This is a genomic window from Neolewinella aurantiaca (assembly GCF_008014675.1).
GTDB lineage: Bacteria > Bacteroidota > Bacteroidia > Chitinophagales > Saprospiraceae > Neolewinella > Neolewinella aurantiaca.
Genome location: NZ_VOXD01000020.1, coordinates 14818 through 32695, shown reverse-complemented (window position 1 = coordinate 32695; position 17878 = coordinate 14818). Strand labels below are relative to the sequence as shown.

General features: G+C 54.4%; 11 protein-coding genes. 5 read left to right on the top strand and 6 right to left on the bottom strand.

Annotated elements, in window-relative coordinates; translation table 11 throughout:
• The first annotated feature begins 97 nt into the window (after positions 1–97).
• The 3 genes from porZ (at position 98) to FUA23_RS13540 (ending at position 3347) form a co-directional block, all read left to right on the top strand.
• The gene (gene porZ / locus FUA23_RS13550; protein ID WP_147931288.1) at positions 98–2479 is read left to right on the top strand and encodes a type IX secretion system anionic LPS delivery protein PorZ; all 2382 of its coding nucleotides are present in this window, start codon (positions 98–100) and stop codon (positions 2477–2479) included.
• Positions 2480–2595: 116 nt separating this feature from the next.
• Positions 2596–3078: a hypothetical protein gene (locus FUA23_RS13545; RefSeq protein ID WP_147931287.1), complete on the top strand. Its 483-nt coding sequence runs from the start codon at positions 2596–2598 to the stop codon at positions 3076–3078.
• Positions 3075–3347, top strand: a complete 273-nt coding sequence (locus FUA23_RS13540) for a hypothetical protein (protein WP_147931286.1) — start codon at positions 3075–3077, stop codon at positions 3345–3347. The genes FUA23_RS13545 and FUA23_RS13540 overlap by 4 nt, the downstream gene beginning before the upstream one ends.
• A gap of 66 nt (positions 3348–3413) precedes the next feature.
• Here the strand turns inward: FUA23_RS13540 and FUA23_RS13535 are convergent, their stop codons facing one another.
• From FUA23_RS13535 to corA, 6 genes are all read right to left on the bottom strand, one after another.
• A complete protein-coding gene (locus FUA23_RS13535) occupies positions 3414–5945 on the bottom strand; it encodes an AsmA-like C-terminal region-containing protein (RefSeq protein WP_147931285.1) in 2532 nt (843 codons plus the stop codon).
• 263 nt (positions 5946–6208) lie between these two features.
• Entirely contained in the window at positions 6209–7114 is a 906-nt protein-coding gene (dapA, locus tag FUA23_RS13530) for a 4-hydroxy-tetrahydrodipicolinate synthase (RefSeq protein ID WP_147931284.1), read from the bottom strand.
• Positions 7104–7646 (bottom strand): DUF6913 domain-containing protein, encoded by a 543-nt coding sequence (locus FUA23_RS13525; RefSeq protein WP_147931283.1) that lies wholly within the window; start codon positions 7644–7646, stop codon positions 7104–7106. Before FUA23_RS13525 ends, dapA begins: the two co-directional genes overlap by 11 nt.
• Entirely contained in the window at positions 7646–8602 is a 957-nt protein-coding gene (locus tag FUA23_RS13520; RefSeq protein WP_147931282.1) for an acetyl-CoA carboxylase carboxyltransferase subunit alpha, read from the bottom strand. Before FUA23_RS13520 ends, FUA23_RS13525 begins: the two co-directional genes overlap by 1 nt.
• Positions 8603–8731: 129 nt before the next feature.
• A complete protein-coding gene (locus FUA23_RS13515; protein WP_147931281.1) occupies positions 8732–9676 on the bottom strand; it encodes a hypothetical protein in 945 nt (314 codons plus the stop codon).
• 158 nt (positions 9677–9834) lie between these two features.
• Positions 9835–10920, bottom strand: a complete 1086-nt coding sequence (corA, locus tag FUA23_RS13510; RefSeq protein ID WP_147931280.1) for a magnesium/cobalt transporter CorA — start codon at positions 10918–10920, stop codon at positions 9835–9837.
• Positions 10921–11121: 201 nt separating this feature from the next.
• Here corA and FUA23_RS13505 point away from each other — a divergent pair, with 201 nt between their 5' ends.
• Both FUA23_RS13505 and FUA23_RS13500 read left to right on the top strand, forming a co-directional pair.
• Positions 11122–12381 carry a 3-phosphoshikimate 1-carboxyvinyltransferase gene (locus tag FUA23_RS13505; RefSeq protein ID WP_147931279.1) on the top strand — a complete coding sequence of 420 codons (1260 nt, stop codon included), beginning with the start codon at positions 11122–11124 and terminating at the stop codon, positions 12379–12381.
• Positions 12382–13023: 642 nt separating this feature from the next.
• On the top strand, positions 13024–17868 hold the full coding sequence (locus tag FUA23_RS13500; RefSeq protein ID WP_147931278.1) for a T9SS type B sorting domain-containing protein: 4845 nt from the start codon (positions 13024–13026) through the stop codon (positions 17866–17868).
• Positions 17869–17878 lie beyond the last annotated feature (10 nt).

Here is a 17878-nt window from a genome sequence, read left to right as displayed (position 1 = left end):
TACAAACTAACCTTTCAGCGTATCTATTGAAGGAGAGTAACATTTTTCCAAAACTGCCCACTCCCCTTTCCTACCGCCCCTTGCTACCTTTGTAACTATGCCCTTCAGAAACTACTTCCTATTTCTTCTTCTCTTCGCATGTAGTGGTCTCGGAGCTCAGGCCGACAGCCTCGGCGAATGGAGAACGCTTCAGTCTTACCGTTTCGGAACCTACGTTACGGAAAGCGAAAACTCCATCATCTACACTACGGGCAAAGCACTCTTTTATCTCGACAAAGAAGATCTGAGCATCACCCGCCTGGCCAGAGAGGACGGACTGGCCGAAGCCCGCGTTCGCCTCATCCGCTACCACGAACCTACCGAAACGCTCATCATCGTCTACGAAAACAGCGTGATCGACCTACTGCGCAACGGCCGGTTTTCCACGCTGCGGCAGATCGACAACTTCAACTTCAGCGGCGATAAGCAGATTTACGATATGTTTTTCGGAGACGACAACATCGTTTACCTCGCCGCGGGGTATGGCCTATCGGCCCTGAGCCTCGAAGATGAGACCTTCATGTTCACCACCTTTACCGGTGTCAGAGTAGAAGGAACAGCCATTCACGACGGGTTCATCTACGCTGCTACCGAAGAAGGCGTTTACCGCGCCCAAAGCCAGAACGTGAACCTCAACGACTTCGGTAACTGGAACCTGATGGGAGCCGAATTTGGCCTGCCCGGTGATTACGAAAGCACGGCCATGAACGTCTACAAAAACAAACTCTATTTTGGTGTAGACAAAGACGTTTACCGCCTCGACGGCTCCGTTGCCACGCTGTTTTTCGATACCGACGACACCCGCGACTGGCGCCTCCAATTCCTCAGCGTAGGCCCTGAGCTTTTACTGGCCGGCTATCGCTGCACCGATGACAACTGTAACAACCGACAGCTAATGCTGCTCACCGAAGAAGGCGTCGAACGCCGGATTTTCGGCGAATGTATCATCAACACTAACTACGTAATCGAGGACGAAACAGGACGCATTTGGTTCGGCGAAAACGAAGACACACCACGCATCCGCTACCTCGACGACCGGAACGACGGAGACTGTAACGAAATCGAATACAGCGGACCACTAAACGATGACAATTACCGGCTTCTGCACGATGGGAAAGCTCTCTGGGTTGCCCCCAGTGTAATGGATGACAACTTCAGCGCCCAGTTCAATTTCGGAGGAGCTTTCCGGTTCGAAAACGACGAATGGGCCTTCTACAACAGGGAGAATAACGTAGTCTTTCGCGGCCCCGACGGAGAGACAGGAGGCGATGACGATGTCGCCGCCATAATCGATGTTCATTACGATCACGTGAACGACCGCCATTGGTTCTGCTCCGCCTTCGAAGGAGTCGTGCTTTGGGACGAAGAAACAGAAACGGGTACCCTTTTCGACGAGACGAACAGCAGCCTCCGCCTCAGTCCCGATGCAGGCCCCGGCCGCGTCCGGGTAACCGGAGCGGTAACCGACGAGCAGGGCTTCACTTACTTCGCCAACGGTCTTTCGGCCGATGGTAATTTCCTCAGTGTTCGTAGTCCGGATGGTGAATGGGCTGCCCTGGGCGGTGACTGCGGCGTAAACGAAGCCATCCTGATTGAAATCGACGAAGCAGGTTACATCTGGGTGGCGCACTCCACCAATGCCGGCAGCGGCATTACCGTAACCGATCCGATGGGCACTCCCCTGGACCCAAGCGACGATCGTTGCCGCAGAATTACGGCTAACAACAGCGAGTTGCCCAATAATAATGTACGCAGCATCACGACCGACCTGGACGGCAACGTATGGGTCGGCACCAGCCAGGGCATCGCACTCTTCGAGTGCGGAGACAGGGTGTTCGACACCGAGATTTGCACCGGCCGCCTACCGATTGTAGAAGCTGATGACTTTGGGGGCTTCCTCCTCGAAACAGAAGAAATCCGTTCCATCACCGTTGATGGTGGTAACCGCAAATGGATCGGCACCAGTGGTGGCGCTTACCTGTTGTCTTCCGACGGGGAGGAACAACTCCTCTTTTTCGATCAGGGCAATAGCCCTTTGCTCGATAACATTGTACGCGACATTGCCATCAATCCGACCAACGGAGTGGTGTATTTTGGTACTGAGTTAGGCATCATCAGTTACCGTGAAGGAGTGACTTCTGCCAGGGAAACGACTTTTGCCAGCGAACTCGTCATCTTCCCCAATCCCGTGGAACCGGCCTATTCCGGCCCCATTTCCATCAACGGGCTTGCGCGCGATGCGCGCATCAAGATCACCGATCTTTCCGGCAAACTTGTCGATGAAGGCACCGCTACCGGCGGGCAGTACGTCTGGTCGGGCAACGACTACAACGGGCGGCGGGTCACAACCGGCGTCTACCTCGTTTTTGCGTCCAGCAACGGACGCTTTGGCCTCACCAACGGCAACAGCGAAGTGGGCAAAATCGTATTTATCAGGTAAATCCTCTCTTACCCGAACAGTCCCGGCAATTACTTCCATTCGGGCGCAGGCGCAGGTGCACAACGGGTTGAAGGAGCAGAGGATTGAACAGCAATTGCGTATCTTCACACCACAAGATGAAACTACGCTACACTTACCATTCCGAGCACCACGCCGAACCGAAAGACCGTTGGATACACTTCCTGCTCTTTCTGGGGGCATTCCTGTTGTTGCTGGCCGCTGGCCAGCAGTGGTTCATGTACTTTACCGATTGGCACGCCTCAGACCAGGAACACAGCCTGTGGCACCTTGGGCTTGGTATCGTTTACCTCGTCATCGGGGCGGTTCTGGCTTACATCGGTTACCGCCACGAACACGCCAGCCGGGGAGCGACCGATCGCTACGTCCGCATCGACGAAACCCACCTCCGCTGGAGCCTTACCCAAAAGATCGACGAAGCAAGCGTAGCGCTTGCCGACATTGCTGCCATCGAGCGCACCAATATCCGTGACCTCAGGGTTACACTCAAAAACGGGGAGAACGTCATTCTCCCGATTTTCCTCATCGCCAGCGAAGGAAAACAGGAGGAGCTGATGGAAGCGATCCGAAGCACTTTATGATTCACGACGACAAAATACCGCACTACGGAAAAGACTGGTCTACCCTCGCAGAAGCACTGGGCGACCTCCGTTATGACGTACTGGCAGACTTCCTCTCCGAACTCAGTAAAAAACTGGCCAAAGACGCCGACGCCGATGCCGGTCGGGGCCGGCACAAACTGTCCGAAGAACTCTACACCACCGCAAGCAAGCTAGAAGCGTCCGCAAACGCAACGGAAAGGGCCTGGGAGATATGTGCTCCGTTCATGGACGAAGATCTGATCGACTGATTCCTTCGCCGCTGAAGCCCACTGTGTACAACACCCTATCCAGCACACGGAGTGTGCTTTGCTCGGCTATCCTTCGTCTTCTGTTTCCGCTGCAGCTTCCAGCAACTCTATCGGCTCCGAGAACAATTCCTCCAACTGTTTGCGTACACGCTCTTTGCGGTATTCGCTCCGCGAGAAATCATCCTTAACGGCCCTCTTGTTGCTTTCCACTTCAAACGTTTCCAGCGGCCCTTTAACGGTGTAGTAAAGGTTAAAGAATCCGTTACGACGAGCCGGGAGAATCTCCAGCTCATCATCGTGCTTCTTGATCTTATTGCTGATCGCCTGTCCGGCGTTCACCTTGATGAAATAATCCAGGTATTGATTAAAGCTGTGGCTGCCGCTGATTTCCAGGTTGGCTGCGCTGGACTGGATGAACATCCGGGGGATGTAGATCGTCTCGTCCACAATTTCAAAAAAGTTCCGTAGCCGGGTGAAGCGTACCCGTTCGAGATCGCCCGCCTTGAGGGCGAAAGCGAAGTTTTCCAGCATCTTAAAATCATTGAGTTCTCCGTTGGCGATATCTACTCCGGCGAGCACGTGCAACTTCTCGTAATCCATTTCATTCTCGGGTGTGAAGTAAGTCTGGATCCACAGGTTGGCGTTCATTTTGCCTTCTATGTTGTCGCTCGTTAGTACCTCCTGACCAAAATTCTCGCCCTGCTCGAAGAATTCCTCGGCATCGATGCTGAGTGCTTTTACCCGGCCTTCTACGCGGAGTAACTCCTGAAAGTAAACTTCTCCGTCTACTTCAAGCCGCCCTTTCATTGCATCGGTGATTCCCGTTACTTCGAGGCGTTGCGGGCTGAAAATCAGCTGTCCCCTGAAATTTTCTCCCTCTACCTTTTCGTAATTCCATTCTTCCACTACGGCATCGAACCGCCCCCGGAGAAGATCAGTAATCAGGACACGCCTGGCTACGGTTTTTGCCCGGAGGCTGTCCGTTTTCCCTTCGGCGGCAGCTTGCTCCTCTTCTGCTTCGGTGGGGCCGCTTAGCTTGATCAGTTCATCGATATCGAAGGATTCTCCCGTCAGGCGTGCATCGAAGATCAATTCGGCATCATTCGTATTCAGGCTATCGGCGAAGAGCACCGGAATGAGGTTGGTGGCTTTACCGGTGAAGCTTATTTCGGTTCCGGGACCTTCGAAAACAAAATCGGTCAATTCCATTTCGTTGTTCCGTAGTTCCAGGGTTCCGGAAGGGAAGCGAAGTTTGTTTTCGTTCAGGGTTATTTCCCCGTCTTCGAACGTGATACTTCCTCCGGCTGCGACTTTACCCATCCTTCGGGGGCGCAACATATCTTCGTACAATCCGGCAACGCGGAGGTCTTTGATGCGCATGAACCCCTCGCCTGCCGTTATTGGCCCTTCACCGATGATGGCCGGCAGGCTCCCCAGCGGAAACGATCCGTTGGCGGAAAGTTCTATTTTCGGATCATTCAGGTCTTCCACGCTAAGGCGCATGGCGAACGGCTCTCCCCGGAACAGGCCGGTGAGTTCTTCAATAGCGAAAGATTGGACGCCACCGGAAGGCCCGTCCAGGTAAACAAAGCGCGCCCGCAGGTTCAGGTCTTTGGCGCCCACGTTCATCCGGGGGCTCCCCACCCGACCATCACTGAAGATCAGCTGACCGTCCATCTTCGGGTATTTCCGGCCCGTCCATTCGCCGCTCAGGCTTCCGGTCAGCTCCAGTTCTCCGCGGGTTTCCAGCTCGCCGAGGTTTCCTGCGTAGGCGGGCGGGATAAGCCCGATCACATCTTCGAGGCTTCCGGACTGACTTTCTATTCGTAAATCAGTTAGTAGTCCGTCCTGAGTAGGAGTAAGCTCACCCACGATGCTGAGCTCCAGGTCTCCGGTTTCCACCCGGAGGGGAGCAAAGGTGTAAGCGTTCCTGACGTTATCGACCTTTGTCTGCGCCTCAAGGCTCAGGCTTTGCTGGTTCAGGTACCGGACGCCTTCCTGGTCGAGGTGGTAAATATCAATAAGGCCATCGGTACCGAGCAGGTACTCATCGGCGCCAAAATCGCCGTTAAAACTAAGCTGCTTGATGCTTCCGTTGAGGTACACCTGAAGCTGAGCGTCGCGGTAACTGATCTCCATGTTTTTGAAGCGGGCATCGGCAATGGCGAACTCGGTGGCCTCCGCGTCGGGGTCTGCCGGCACTTCTTCGCCGATCGGCGTATAGCCGGTGAGCTGGTAATTGGAGTTACCGTCTACATCCACGATCAGGTTCAGGCTGCCATCGGAGACAATGATTTCATCGACCCGGATTTTACCGAACAGGCTCCCCATATCCAGCAGGCAACTCAGTGTTTCGGCCATCAGCAGGTCGCTGCCGTCGCTGCCGGCCACTTCGACGTCGGTCAGGTTTACCGAAAGGTCCGGAAAATTAGACCAGAAAGACACATCGTAGTCTGCAACTTTAATTTCTGTCTGCAACCGGTTGTTTAACGAATTCACCACCGCTTTTGCGATGGGGCCTCCAAAAAAGGAAACGGCGATAACCGGAATCAGAATAAGGACGAGCAATAGTATGCCAGTGATCTTCAGAGCGCGCATGGGTAGTGTTGGTTTATGGTGGCGAGAACGCAGGTGCAGGGCTGAGGTTCGCGAAACCGGCGACTGAAACTCCTGCCCGTTAATACCTTTCAGGCGGAGAGCCGCGGCGGCCCGGCCCTAAAAAAACGCTGTTACTCATTTACCTGCCGGCCTGGAAACCTTCAACTGAAACGAATCGGCGCAATAATCATAAAAGCCTCCGCCGGAAGGATTCAACCGGATAACCTTAACCGGCATTGCATCCTGCGGCCGCGCCCATACACTTACACATTGAAGTCCGGCACCTGGCTGAGCAGTTTCCGCAACCGTTCCCGGTTGGGCTCAGACAGGGGAACGAGCGGTACCCGAAGGTGATTGCGGCAAAGGCCGAGCATAGAAACGGCGGCTTTGATGCCCACAGGATTGCCCTCCACGTAAAGTAGCGGATGGACTTCCAGCATGTCGAAGTTGAGTTTACGCGCCCTTGGGAAATCGCTCGCAAGCGCAGCCTTCACCATCCCGCTGAAGTGCGCGGGCAGTGCGTTGGCGATGACGCTGATGCCGCCGTGACCGCCCATCGCGATGATAGGAGCCGTAATCGGGTCGTCTCCGGAGAGTACACCGAAGTCTTTGCGGCAGTGCTTCAGTATTTCTACCGACTGTTCAATCTTGCCACTAGCCTCTTTTACCGCGGCAAAGTTTTCGTGGTTTTCGGCCAGTTTGAGGATAGTCTCGGGCAGAACATTGCTGCTGGTCCGTCCCGGTACGTTATAAATAATAACCGGCAGGTCGCTTGCGTCGGCGACCCGCATGAAGTGCTGGTAAATCCCCGACTGCGGGGGCTTGCTGTAAGCCGGGCTGCTGGACATGATGCCCGCGACCCCGTCGAAATTATAGCCTTTAATCCTTTCCTCCAGTTTTTCGGTGTAGTTGCCTCCGAAAAAGCCCGCTACGATCGGGACGCGTCCGTCTACGTGGCGGATCGTGAAGTCGAGAATTTCACGGCACTCTTTAGCGCTCAGGGTAATGGCCTCTCCGGTGGTACCGAGGCAGACAACGTAGTCTACTCCGCCAGTAATGACGTAGTCGATGATATCGCCAAGTGCCGGATAGTCGACTGACAGATCGGCCGTGAAGGGAGTGATGAGCGCAACGCCCGTACCGCTGAATTGGGGAAGATTAGTGAGCATTCGTATAGCTAAAAATTTGCGCGATGGCCTCGAACTGATCCCTCAGTTTGGGGCTGTTTCGTGCATCGTACTGCAATTGGTATGGATGGTGGTCCCCTCCGGAGAAGGGTCCTACTTTCAGGCCCGCAGACTTTGTTGCGGCCAGGAAGTCGAGAATTTTGTGTTCGGTAGGACCAAGGCGCAGCAACAACTCGGTTGGTTCGGCCTGGAAACGTGTCACTTCTTCGCCACGGGGGACACCGTACCAGTTAAGGTCTTTGACGGAGATGGTGGTAAAATCGAAACTGGTAGAGCCGACCTCGAGGTCGAAATAGCCGACGACTTTGATTTTACGGCCAGACTTTGCGTTGGCATCTCTCCACTTATCCACGGCCTTTCGGTCTTCGGCCGAATCGGCCAGGAAGAGTACAGTAATGTCTTTGGCAGAAGAAGGATGAACCGTTCCACCAGCAGAATCTTTACGTGGTTTCTTTGCTTCGGCCTGCAGGCGACGGTCAAAAAAACGATCCTTTATGTCGGAGAGAAAACCCATTATTTGGCTCTTTCGACCTGGCCGATCCTGGAGTACTTGTCGATTCGTTCTTCGATGACCTGATCAATGTCCTTGGCCTGAAGAGCTGCGATAGCCTTTTTAAGTTGCTTTTTCAGGCTCTTGGCCATTTCCTTGCGGCCGGAATGTGCGCCGCCCTGCGGCTCTTTGACTATTTCGTCGATGATACCGAACCCGAGCATATCTTCTGCCGTCAGTTTCAGTGCATCGGCGGCCTGTTCTTTGTAATCCCAGCTGCGCCAAAGGATAGAGCTGCAGCTTTCGGGGCTGATGACGGAATACCAGGTATTTTCGAGCATCATCACGTGGTCACCCAGGCCAATGCCGATGGCACCGCCGGATGCTCCTTCACCGATAACCGCGCACACGATCGGAACCCGCAGTTGCGCCATCTCGAAGAGATTGCGCGCGATGGCCTCGGCCTGCCCACGTTCTTCGGCCTCGATACCCGGGTAAGCGCCCGGGGTGTCGATAAGACAAACGACGGGGAAGTTGAAGCGTTCCGCAATCTTCATCAGGCGAAGCGCCTTGCGGTAGCCTTCCGGGTTGGCCATACCGAAATTACGGTACTGCCTCATTTTAGTGTTAACGCCCTTTTGGTGGCCGATAATCACGACGGTTTGCCCGTCCATGTTACCGATGCCACCAACGATGGCTTTGTCGTCGCCGTAGTAGCGGTCTCCGTGAAGCTCCACAAACTTGCGGCACATTTGCTCGATGTAGTAAAGGCTGTAGGGGCGTTCCGGGTGGCGACTAAGTTGTACACGTTGCCAACCAGTGAGGTTGCCATATATGTCTTTACGGGTCTGCTTAATGCGCGATTCCAAATCCAGGATCGTCTCCGACATGTCCACCACCCCGTCTTCCGCTACTTCGCGAACTTTCTCCAGCTTGTCGTAGAGTTCCTCTAATGGGCGCTCAAATTCTAGAAATACCATTTAGTGCTTGGTTTTTGAGAGACGGGGGGCAAAGATAGAAACTAGAAACCACACGCCCGGAAACCAAAAACCAGGAAGCAGCATATAAAATTGCAGCTCCCTGGTTTTTAGCGATCTACGTCTTGGGTGTTAGCGGAGATTAACACTCGCTGCTCCCAACAATCCGATGTCCGTAAACAATTGCGCGCGGTAAGCTCCTGCGTCGAGTTTTACGTCCAGATCGTGGGTAAAGCTGAGGCGTTGGTTCTTTTCGAGGTTTACATCACGGCCTTCCAGCGCGATGATGTCCATGGCCGCGCCATTAACGATGGCTTTGGCCCGAACGGGGTTTTCTGAAGTAACCGGTGTTCCGGATTGGTCAGATAAAACGAGATAGATCGGGCGCACACCGAGGTATTTGTCCGGCACATCGGTGAGATCGAAACTTACGGCCAGTCGTTTTACGCGACTTGCATCGGCGGTAACTTTTGTTCCTTTATTGCCCCGGTACATATCTACCTGAATTGCTGTTGCTTTGAAAGCCCCCAGAGTCATAGCGTTGATTTGCTTTTCCATGCTTTGAGTCATAGACTCCAGGTTTTCACTTTTTTTGGCGTAGTTATATGCTTCGGTTTTGGTTGTGGAAAGGTCCTGACGGAGGGTCACGTTCTCTTTACGAAGGGTCGTCAGTTCCTGCTCGACTTCGGCCAGTCTGGTTTCCAGGTTGGCACGGGCATTGATGAGGTCTTCGATCTGAAGACGCATCTGGTAAGCGACATCATTGTCGTTCTTACGTGATTTTTGCGCTTTGCGCATATCGTAGAGTGCGGCTTTTGCCGTCGCCTGAGCTTCGGTCAGCTGGCCCTGCAGGCTTTCCTTATCGGCTACGGCAGATTCGTAAGCTGTTCCCAGGCTATCTACCTCTGCTTCGAGCTTAGCCCGGAGGATGCTGAGTTGTTCGGCTTCGGCAGATATCTTTTCGTTCGCTACCGTCAGGTCGCCGGCTGCGCTGTTACGGCTGATTCCCCAGGCCAGAGAGCCCAGAAAAAGGAGGGCTAAGAGAACGGCTACGATCGTTAAGGACTTCTTATTCATTTTCGCTTATTGTTGGTTTTCGTGGTAAAGAACGCATTTATGCGAGAAATGATCGCTCCACTACGGGCTGCAAAATGCACAATGGGGTCTACTGGGGTCAATTTGAGGAGGATTACCCGCATTTCTTTGCTCGGTGAAACGACCAGGCTATTTGCTTTCTAAATCCATTTTTTGCTCCGGAACCACATCAATGCCGCCCCGGTAATGAGGCCCATCACCCCCCAGAGAATGTAATAGCCGTAGGGGTTGTCCAGGCCGGGGATGTAGACAAAGTTCATCCCGAATATGCCAGCCAGAAATCCTAACGGAATAAAAATAGTAGAAACGACCGTAAGCGTTTGCATCACGCTGTTCATTCGGAAACTAATTTCACTGACGTAGAGGTCGTAAAGGCCGTTGGTTACATCCCGGTAAGTTTCCACCAGATCGGTGATCTGAATTATGTGATCTTTTAGGTCCCTTACGTAGAACTGAGTATCCTCGCTTACCAACCGGTGCTCTGTGTCACCGAGCCGGCCGGCCAACTCCCGGGTCGGGCTGGTAGACTTACGCATGGTCAACAGCGCAAGCCGCAGGTCGTGTATTTTCGATTTGGTTTCTATCTGAGGATCTTTGATGATGATATCTTCCAGTTCGTCCAGCGTCTCCTCAATCTGGTCCAGCACCGTGAAGTATTTATCAACAATGTTATCCACTAGGGCGTAGGTAAGGTAATCGGGTCCTTTGCTACGAATGCGGCCATTACCCATCTCCAGCCGTTTCCGTACGGGTTCAAAAAGGTCGCCGGCATCTTCCTGGAAAGTGATTACCGTCTCGTCGGTCAGGTAAATAGAGACTTGTTCGATGCTCAGTTCTCTGGTTTCTTTTTCAAAAGCGAAGGCTTTCAGCTGCAGCAGGATTCCATCTTTGTAGCCCTCCATCTGAGGGCGCTGGTTCACATCCAGTACATCTTCCAGCGAGAGTGGGTGCATACCGTAAGCAGTCCCCAGCTTTTCGATAAGCTCCACGCGGTGGAGCCCCCGCACATCGAACCAGGTCACCTTACCCGGAGCGTTGTCCTCTGGAATCGAATCTACTGAGGTGACGAAATTGAAAACATCACTGTCGTAATGCGTCAGATGCACGTGTACCTCTTCCATTTCCTGCCGGCCGGTGTACACCAGCGTTCCGGGGGCGGCACCGGCGGTCCTGCGGGTGAAGCCGATTTTATCGGTCTGGGAACGGAGAACTTTTGCTATTCGCATGACTCAGAGGGGTAATGAATGAAAGGGGAAAGAATAAAGGTACCGGCAAAAGTTCCTTTAACGTCCTTCATTCCGGCGCGGACGCGGGTGCAAAGTAAGGCTTTTGGGAAAGCAAAACGGGTTGGGCGTCGTCGTTAACTGATAAGTTGGAATACCACCAAGAGGTTCGCTCTGGCTACCTTTGAACCTAATATATACAGCATGTACCAACTAAGCCACCCAGGCACCCCGCTCAAAGGCCACATCGAACTTACTGGCTCCAAATCTATCGCCAACCGCGCGCTCATCATCAGGGCGCTTACCGGAACGTCTTTTCCTATTCACCGGCTTGCCGCCGCAGACGACACCGTCCGGCTGGAAAGATTACTCGCCAGCGAAGAAGAAGTACTCGATGCCGGACCGGCGGGTACCACCTTCCGGTTCCTTACCGGCTACCTCAGCCGGCGCCCTGGCCATCAGGTCCTCACCGGCAGTAAAAGAATGAAGGAGCGCCCCATCGGCATCCTTGTTGATGCGCTTCGTCAACTGGGGGCCGATATCGAATACACCGAAAAAGAAGGCTATCCACCACTGCGCATCGGTTACTCTGAACTCGACCAGGCAAGCGAACTTACCATTGCTGCCGATACCAGCAGCCAGTACATCTCCTGCCTTCTTATGCTGGCCCCCACGCTGCCCAACGGGCTGCGGCTCAGCCTCGAGGGCAACATCGTTTCGGTTCCGTACATCAAGATGACCCTTTCCCTGATGGCGCACTTCGGCGTAACCAGTAGCTGGGAAGGCCAAACCATCGTGGTTGCTCCCCAGGCCTACCAGGCCCGCGAATTCACCGTCGAGGCCGACTGGTCTGCGGCCAGTTACTATTATGGTCTTGCGGCCCTTGCCGGCGAAGCAGACCTCCAGATCGACGGCCTTTTTGCCGAGAGTGTCCAGGGCGACTCGGTGGTGGCCAGCCTTTACGAACGCTTCGGGGTAACAACAACCTACAACGATACCGGCCTCCGGATCACGAAGCCGGCGGACGCAGCGGTACCTCCTTTTTTCGAACAGGACTTCGTGGAGTGCCCAGACATTGCCCAGACGCTGATGGCCACTTGTGCCGGACTTGGCGTCCAGGGACTGTACAGCGGCCTGCAAACACTGTTCATCAAGGAAACCGACCGGGTGAAAGCGATGCAAACCGAAATGGGCAAACTCACCATTGCGCTCTACAAGATCCCCGCCCATCTCAGCGGAGCTACCGAAGGCCAGCAGTTCTTCGGCCAGGAAGGCAAAGCAGATTTCTCCGCAGCGGGAACACCCACCTTCATGACTTACCACGATCACCGCATGGCGATGGCCCTGGCTCCGCTGGCGCTGCTGCACCCCATCCGGATCGAAGATCCCGAAGTAGTAGGCAAGAGCTACCCCGATTTTTACACTGACTTCGCCAAGCTGGGATTTGTTGTCGAGGAAGTGTAGTGGTCTGTCCAACCTAAACCGTGGCAGAGTGCTGGCGGCACTCGTCCTGTTTCGTTCCCGGCCGGAGTATCGATGCCTTTGTGCTCCGGCCCCCGGTTACCGGGTGGCTCCTGGGCTGCTTCCTCAAAAAACGATGCCTGCACCTGCGCCAGCGCCAGATGGTGGCTCATGTTTACTGCCTTTCGGGATGTGTTTTGCAAAAAAAGCCCCGTAGTTACTCGCTTTTTGGCCCCACCCCATAAATATGGGGTAGGACCTCCCCCCCACCCCACCCTACCTTTGACATACCGAAGGGGAAAGGTGCAACTTTCTCCCTCGTGTTTTTCCAAAAAGCGTGTTCTATATTGAGGCCTGCGAATTGTTGGTTTTTCGCCGCCTCCTGAAAGGTTTTTATTACGGCGCTCAGCGCCCTAGATTCCAGTTATTACAAAGTAGTTAGAAAGCTACAATATAAGGTCCGGACGGTGCAACGTCACGGACCTTTTTTTTTAACAGGTCCTTTCCGCACTTTCTACCTTGTTCCTTACGTTCCTTAGTGGTTGTACCTTTGCGGTCCTTTTTGGTTGCTACCAAAAAGCCCTTTCGTTAACATGTCTCCCTGCCTCTCACCCATGAGGCGTTTCGCTTAGAATTTGTCCTGGTATGCATCACGGTTCCTCGCTCCGTTCTTTTCTTGTAGTCTGTTTCATTGCCTGCCTGCTGGCACCGCTCGGCCTGCTGGCCCAACGACCGGTTAGCATTACGGCGCCTAAAGTGGATGACCTCCGGCCCTCCTGGCAAAAGATGGACTGCAATGACGCAGGAGACATCAATCAGTTCTCGGGCTTCATGATGCAAAGCACCAGTTTTGGAGATAACCTCACCACTTCTGATGTCCGCCCCTATTCAGCACGGCCCGACACCATTTTCCTTTGTGCTGACGATCAGTTCACCGTAAGCCTTGTTGGTGGCTCACAAGATCTTACCGGAGACCCCAACACTGCAACTACTCCGGGTGTGGGCTACGCTTTCTACAACTGTGCCCCCTCCGTCACCGGTCCCCTCCTCACCGACATTCGTGATGACGCGTGTGTGGCAGACAACGGCCTCAACCCATTCGACGACCTGGCCATTGCGGTTCCAGCGGGCTACCAAACCGGCAACTACACCCTTACCGTTGCCAACGACAATGTGGGAGGGTTCACCATCCCCGGCCTTTTCCCCAACGCGATGGCCGAGCCTACACCTCAGGTTCTTACGTTGGCCCCCATCACGTTTGACGACGTAAACGCTACTACCGGCGAAGCCGTCTACGAAGGAAGCCCCGTAGGATCATGCGTTAATGTTTCCACCGATCAGGCCTTCACCGTTGCCTACCTCAACCCCATCACCCTTTCTAACCTCGACGCTTCGCCGTCGGGCTGTATCGGTACGTTTGAGATTCGTGGCGGCGCTCCGGAGCTCCGTGGCGGAACGGGCTACAATATCAGCATTGTACACGCTGCTACCGGCGAGCGGGGTGTGGTACTTACACCTCCCAGCCAGATTCGCCACAACGAACCCATCACTTACCAGGTTCCTACTGCGGGCATCTACCGGATTTCTATCGACGACGACGGCGTTGGCTGCAGCCTGGTGAGCAACGTAAACGTAGACCACCCAATGGGTTGTCCGCTTCCCCTCGTGTTCAACATCGGCCAGGAGCAGGGACTCCCCGGCCAGCAGGTTTGTGTAGATGTTACCGCCGAAAACTTTGTTGACATTGCGGGCTTCCAGTTCAGAATGGGCTTCGACCCTGCAGTTCTTCAGTTCGACAACCTCAGCAACTTCCACCCCAACCTGCCTTCGGCAATTGCGTTTACTGGACCTCCGGTTCAGCCAGCGGGTGAAGTGCAGATTGTGTATTCCGATTTCACGGGAACGGGAGCAACCATTCCGGCCGGAGAAGTTGTGTTTACAGCCTGCTTTACCATCACCGGAAATCTCGGTGACCGCAGTACCCTGACCAACATTGACCCGGCTGCAGAATACACCCGAGCTCCTTCGGAGAACGGAGACCTCATCGTAAACTCCGGAAGCATTGTGGTGACCGATAAGGCTTTTCTGGTTAGCCTTACCCGAGATAACGAAAACTGTGATGGCTTCAACGACGGCAGCATTATCGCCGAAGCTCTGGGCGGAGACGACCCTTACATTTTCTCTATTCGTCGTATTGCTCCGGTACCCGAGGCGCTTTTCAGCGGCGCGCAGACACGGACCGGCAACCCTGCTACCGCAGAATTCAACGGCCTTCAGGATGCGGAATACGCCATAATGGTGGAAGCAGCTGATGGCTCCGTTGTAATTGACACAATCGAGGTAGAGGCCGGCCTTGCCATTACCGTCAATGTAGTAGTAGAATCGACCCCGAGTTGTAATGGCTTTTCCGATGGCTCAGTTCGCGCCGCAGTTTTCAACAACGGCGTTGAAATAACGGACCCAATAGCTGACGGCTACGAATTTGTATGGGAAAACAGCCCGGAAACCGGCGATGTCCGCATGGGGCTTGTTTCTGGCCAATATTCCGTAACGGTTACTTCTCCCAATGGCTGCACGAGTGATGACCGGGGCAACCTCAACCAACCTTCTGACGTCCGGGTACGCCCAGACAACCCGGACGACGCCGTAAGCAGTGCGACCTGTACCAATACTCCTGACGGTATCATCACCATCAGTGCCGACGGCGGCACGGGGCCCTACGACTTTATGTGGGGCGGAGCACTAGGGACTGACGATGACGCTACGACATCTACCCGCAACACACTTATCCCCGACGAATACGCCGTTATCGTAGAAGATGCGCGTGGATGCCGGGACACTGCCAACTTTGTCGTCGATGCTCAAAAAGAGTTGATCATCGTATCCGAAGTAGACTCCATCACCTGTTTCAACGCCGACGACGGTGTTATCCGCGTAAATGGCACAGCTACCGGTTCCGCCCCGATTCTCCCCTACGAAGTAACCTTGCTGGACGAATTCGGAACGGTAGTTGTTGCTACCCAAACCATCGTTGACAACACGGTTCCTTTCGAATTTACCGGCCTCGCCGAAGGACGTTATGTAGTAGTACTCGATGATCAGGACCCAGCCCTGGGTTGTGAAGCGATCGATACTTTCGATGTATTCCAGCCTCTTGAGCTAGAGATCGACGAGAACCTTACCATTACCAACGAAACCTGTACTACCGGTAGCGACGGTACCGTAATGGCTTCCGTTTCCGGCGGCACCATGCCCTACGAGTACCGCTTCGTAAACGACAGCCTTGATATGCCGCTGGACACCATTACCCCCGGCAATTCACTTGGCGGCCTGAGTGCCGATACCAACTACGTCCTTTTCGTTACCGATGCCAACGGATGTATGGATACGATAGACTTCCGCATCAATGCTCCGGCCGGCGCAGAACTGAGCGTGATCGACACGAGCTTTATCTCCTGTCCGGGCGACAACGACGGAATGCTGACCGTGATGGCAACTCCCCCCACCGGAGAGACTATCACATCCATCACCTGGTACAACCTCAACCCTGACGGCACCCTGGGTACTCCCGTGGCCTCAGGCTTGTCTACCCAGAACAACCTGCCCGTGGGAGACTACGTAGTGGAAGTGATCACCTCCAACAGTTGTATCGCGCAGGCCATCGGAAGTGTAGTCAGCCCCGGGGAAGTTTTCCTCGATGCCTTCACCGTCAACAACCCCCAATGTCCGGATGACGCCAACGGCAGCATCTTCCTCACCCCCGGCGGAGGCACAGCCAACGCCGATGGCACCTACAATTACGTTTGGTCTACCGATCCTTTCGGAGCGCCAACCACCAACCCAGCCTTCACCAACTTAACCGCCGGGACCTACACCGTAACCATTACCGACGGTAATGGCTGTCAGCCTCCTTTTGATACAACCTTTACCCTCGTTGATCCACCACGGATTACCGGACAGTGGGACCTTACCCCCGTAAGCTGCCCTGACGATATGATTATGGACGGAACGGCCACCTTTACCGCGATGTACGAGGACGGTACAACGGGTGATTTCGACTTCCTCTTCACCAGCGGTACCGCGGCCTTCCAGACCACGATGGCGACAGAAACCGGCCTGCCCCGCGGGCCAGTTACCGTTCGGGTTACCGATCTGGTGTGTACCGAATCGTTCACTGACACCATCCGCAGCCCCGATGAATTTGAAGTTGAATTACTGACCGATGCCGTAAGCTGTAATGGCCTTACCGATGGCGCCGCAACCCTGAACGTTACGGGCGGTACGCCGGGCTACACATATGACTGGTCGGTATCCACCGATACCGACAACATGGTTGACGGCCTCGCTGCGGGCACCGCCTACACGGTAGACGTAATGGATGCCAACGGATGTTCTCCCGGAGTTCAGACCTTCAGCATCGCCCAACCTGACCCACTCACTCTTTCCGTAGATCCCGTGACCACCACGGAGACAGTACGCTGTGCAGGAGATATGAACGGCCAGATCAGCGTTTTTGTGAGTAGCGTCAACAATAACGACCTGGCAGTAAACCCTTACAGCTGGTCGGGCAACGTAGCTGGTCCTGATGAATTTGTAGCGAGTGACCTCTCTCCCGGCGCTTACAGCGTGACGGTAACCGACGTGGAAGGCTGTCAGGACAGCCTCACCTACATTATCGGTGAGCCCGAAGCTATCATTTTCACGGTATTACCCATCGAAGAGCCTTTATGTTTCGGGGAAACCACTCCGGTACTGATCGACACTGCTTTTGGAGGCACATCCAACAGCATCGATGATTTCACCTTCTCCGTTAACAACGACGGTTTCCGGGTGCCCGTAGGCTTAACGGGAACAGCCTTTGCCGGCGAAGTGGTAGTGACCGTTTTCGACAGTGTCGGCTGCTCCGCAGAACAAACCTTCAGCGTTAACCAGCCCCCTCAGATCCTGATCGACCTGCAGGACGAAATTGTGATTGAGCTGGGAGACAGTCTCACGCGTCTTAACCCGCTCATCAGCCCCGCTGGTGATGTGTACGATTACCTCTGGACACCGGGTGAGTTCCTGAGTTCCGATACGGTCCGCAGCCCACTAATCTATCCGCTTGAAAGCCGTGACTACCGTTTCTTCGCCACCAACGCTAATGGTTGCCAGGCCTTCGCAGACATTTTCGTCGAAGTAGACGCCAACCGGAATGTCTACATCCCGAACGTATTCAGCCCTAACCGTGACGGCCGAAACGAAGACTTCCGCATCTTCGCCTGTCAGGGTGTACAGAGGGTAAACTCCGTACAGATATTTGACCGGTGGGGAGGTGTCGTTTACTCCAACGACGGCTTTGAACCCAACTGCCTGGATGGAATCCAGCTATGGGACGGAACTGGGCAAAACGGGAAACCCGTTAACCCGGCGGTGTTCGTCTACGTTATCGAGGTAGAGTTTCTGGATGATGTTACCCTGACTTACCGGGGAGACGTGACGGTGTTGCGTTAAAACCCAGACA

Coding starts and splice junctions, on each gene's coding strand:
- porZ (WP_147931288.1), top strand. CDS start 98: ATGCCCTTCAGAAACTACTTCCTATTTCTTCTTCTCTTCGCATGTAGT.
- FUA23_RS13545 (WP_147931287.1), top strand. CDS start 2,596: ATGAAACTACGCTACACTTACCATTCCGAGCACCACGCCGAACCGAAA.
- FUA23_RS13540 (WP_147931286.1), top strand. CDS start 3,075: ATGATTCACGACGACAAAATACCGCACTACGGAAAAGACTGGTCTACC.
- FUA23_RS13535 (WP_147931285.1), bottom strand. CDS start 5,945: ATGCGCGCTCTGAAGATCACTGGCATACTATTGCTCGTCCTTATTCTG.
- dapA (WP_147931284.1), bottom strand. CDS start 7,114: ATGCTCACTAATCTTCCCCAATTCAGCGGTACGGGCGTTGCGCTCATC.
- FUA23_RS13525 (WP_147931283.1), bottom strand. CDS start 7,646: ATGGGTTTTCTCTCCGACATAAAGGATCGTTTTTTTGACCGTCGCCTG.
- FUA23_RS13520 (WP_147931282.1), bottom strand. CDS start 8,602: ATGGTATTTCTAGAATTTGAGCGCCCATTAGAGGAACTCTACGACAAG.
- FUA23_RS13515 (WP_147931281.1), bottom strand. CDS start 9,676: ATGAATAAGAAGTCCTTAACGATCGTAGCCGTTCTCTTAGCCCTCCTT.
- corA (WP_147931280.1), bottom strand. CDS start 10,920: ATGCGAATAGCAAAAGTTCTCCGTTCCCAGACCGATAAAATCGGCTTC.
- FUA23_RS13505 (WP_147931279.1), top strand. CDS start 11,122: ATGTACCAACTAAGCCACCCAGGCACCCCGCTCAAAGGCCACATCGAA.
- FUA23_RS13500 (WP_147931278.1), top strand. CDS start 13,024: ATGCATCACGGTTCCTCGCTCCGTTCTTTTCTTGTAGTCTGTTTCATT.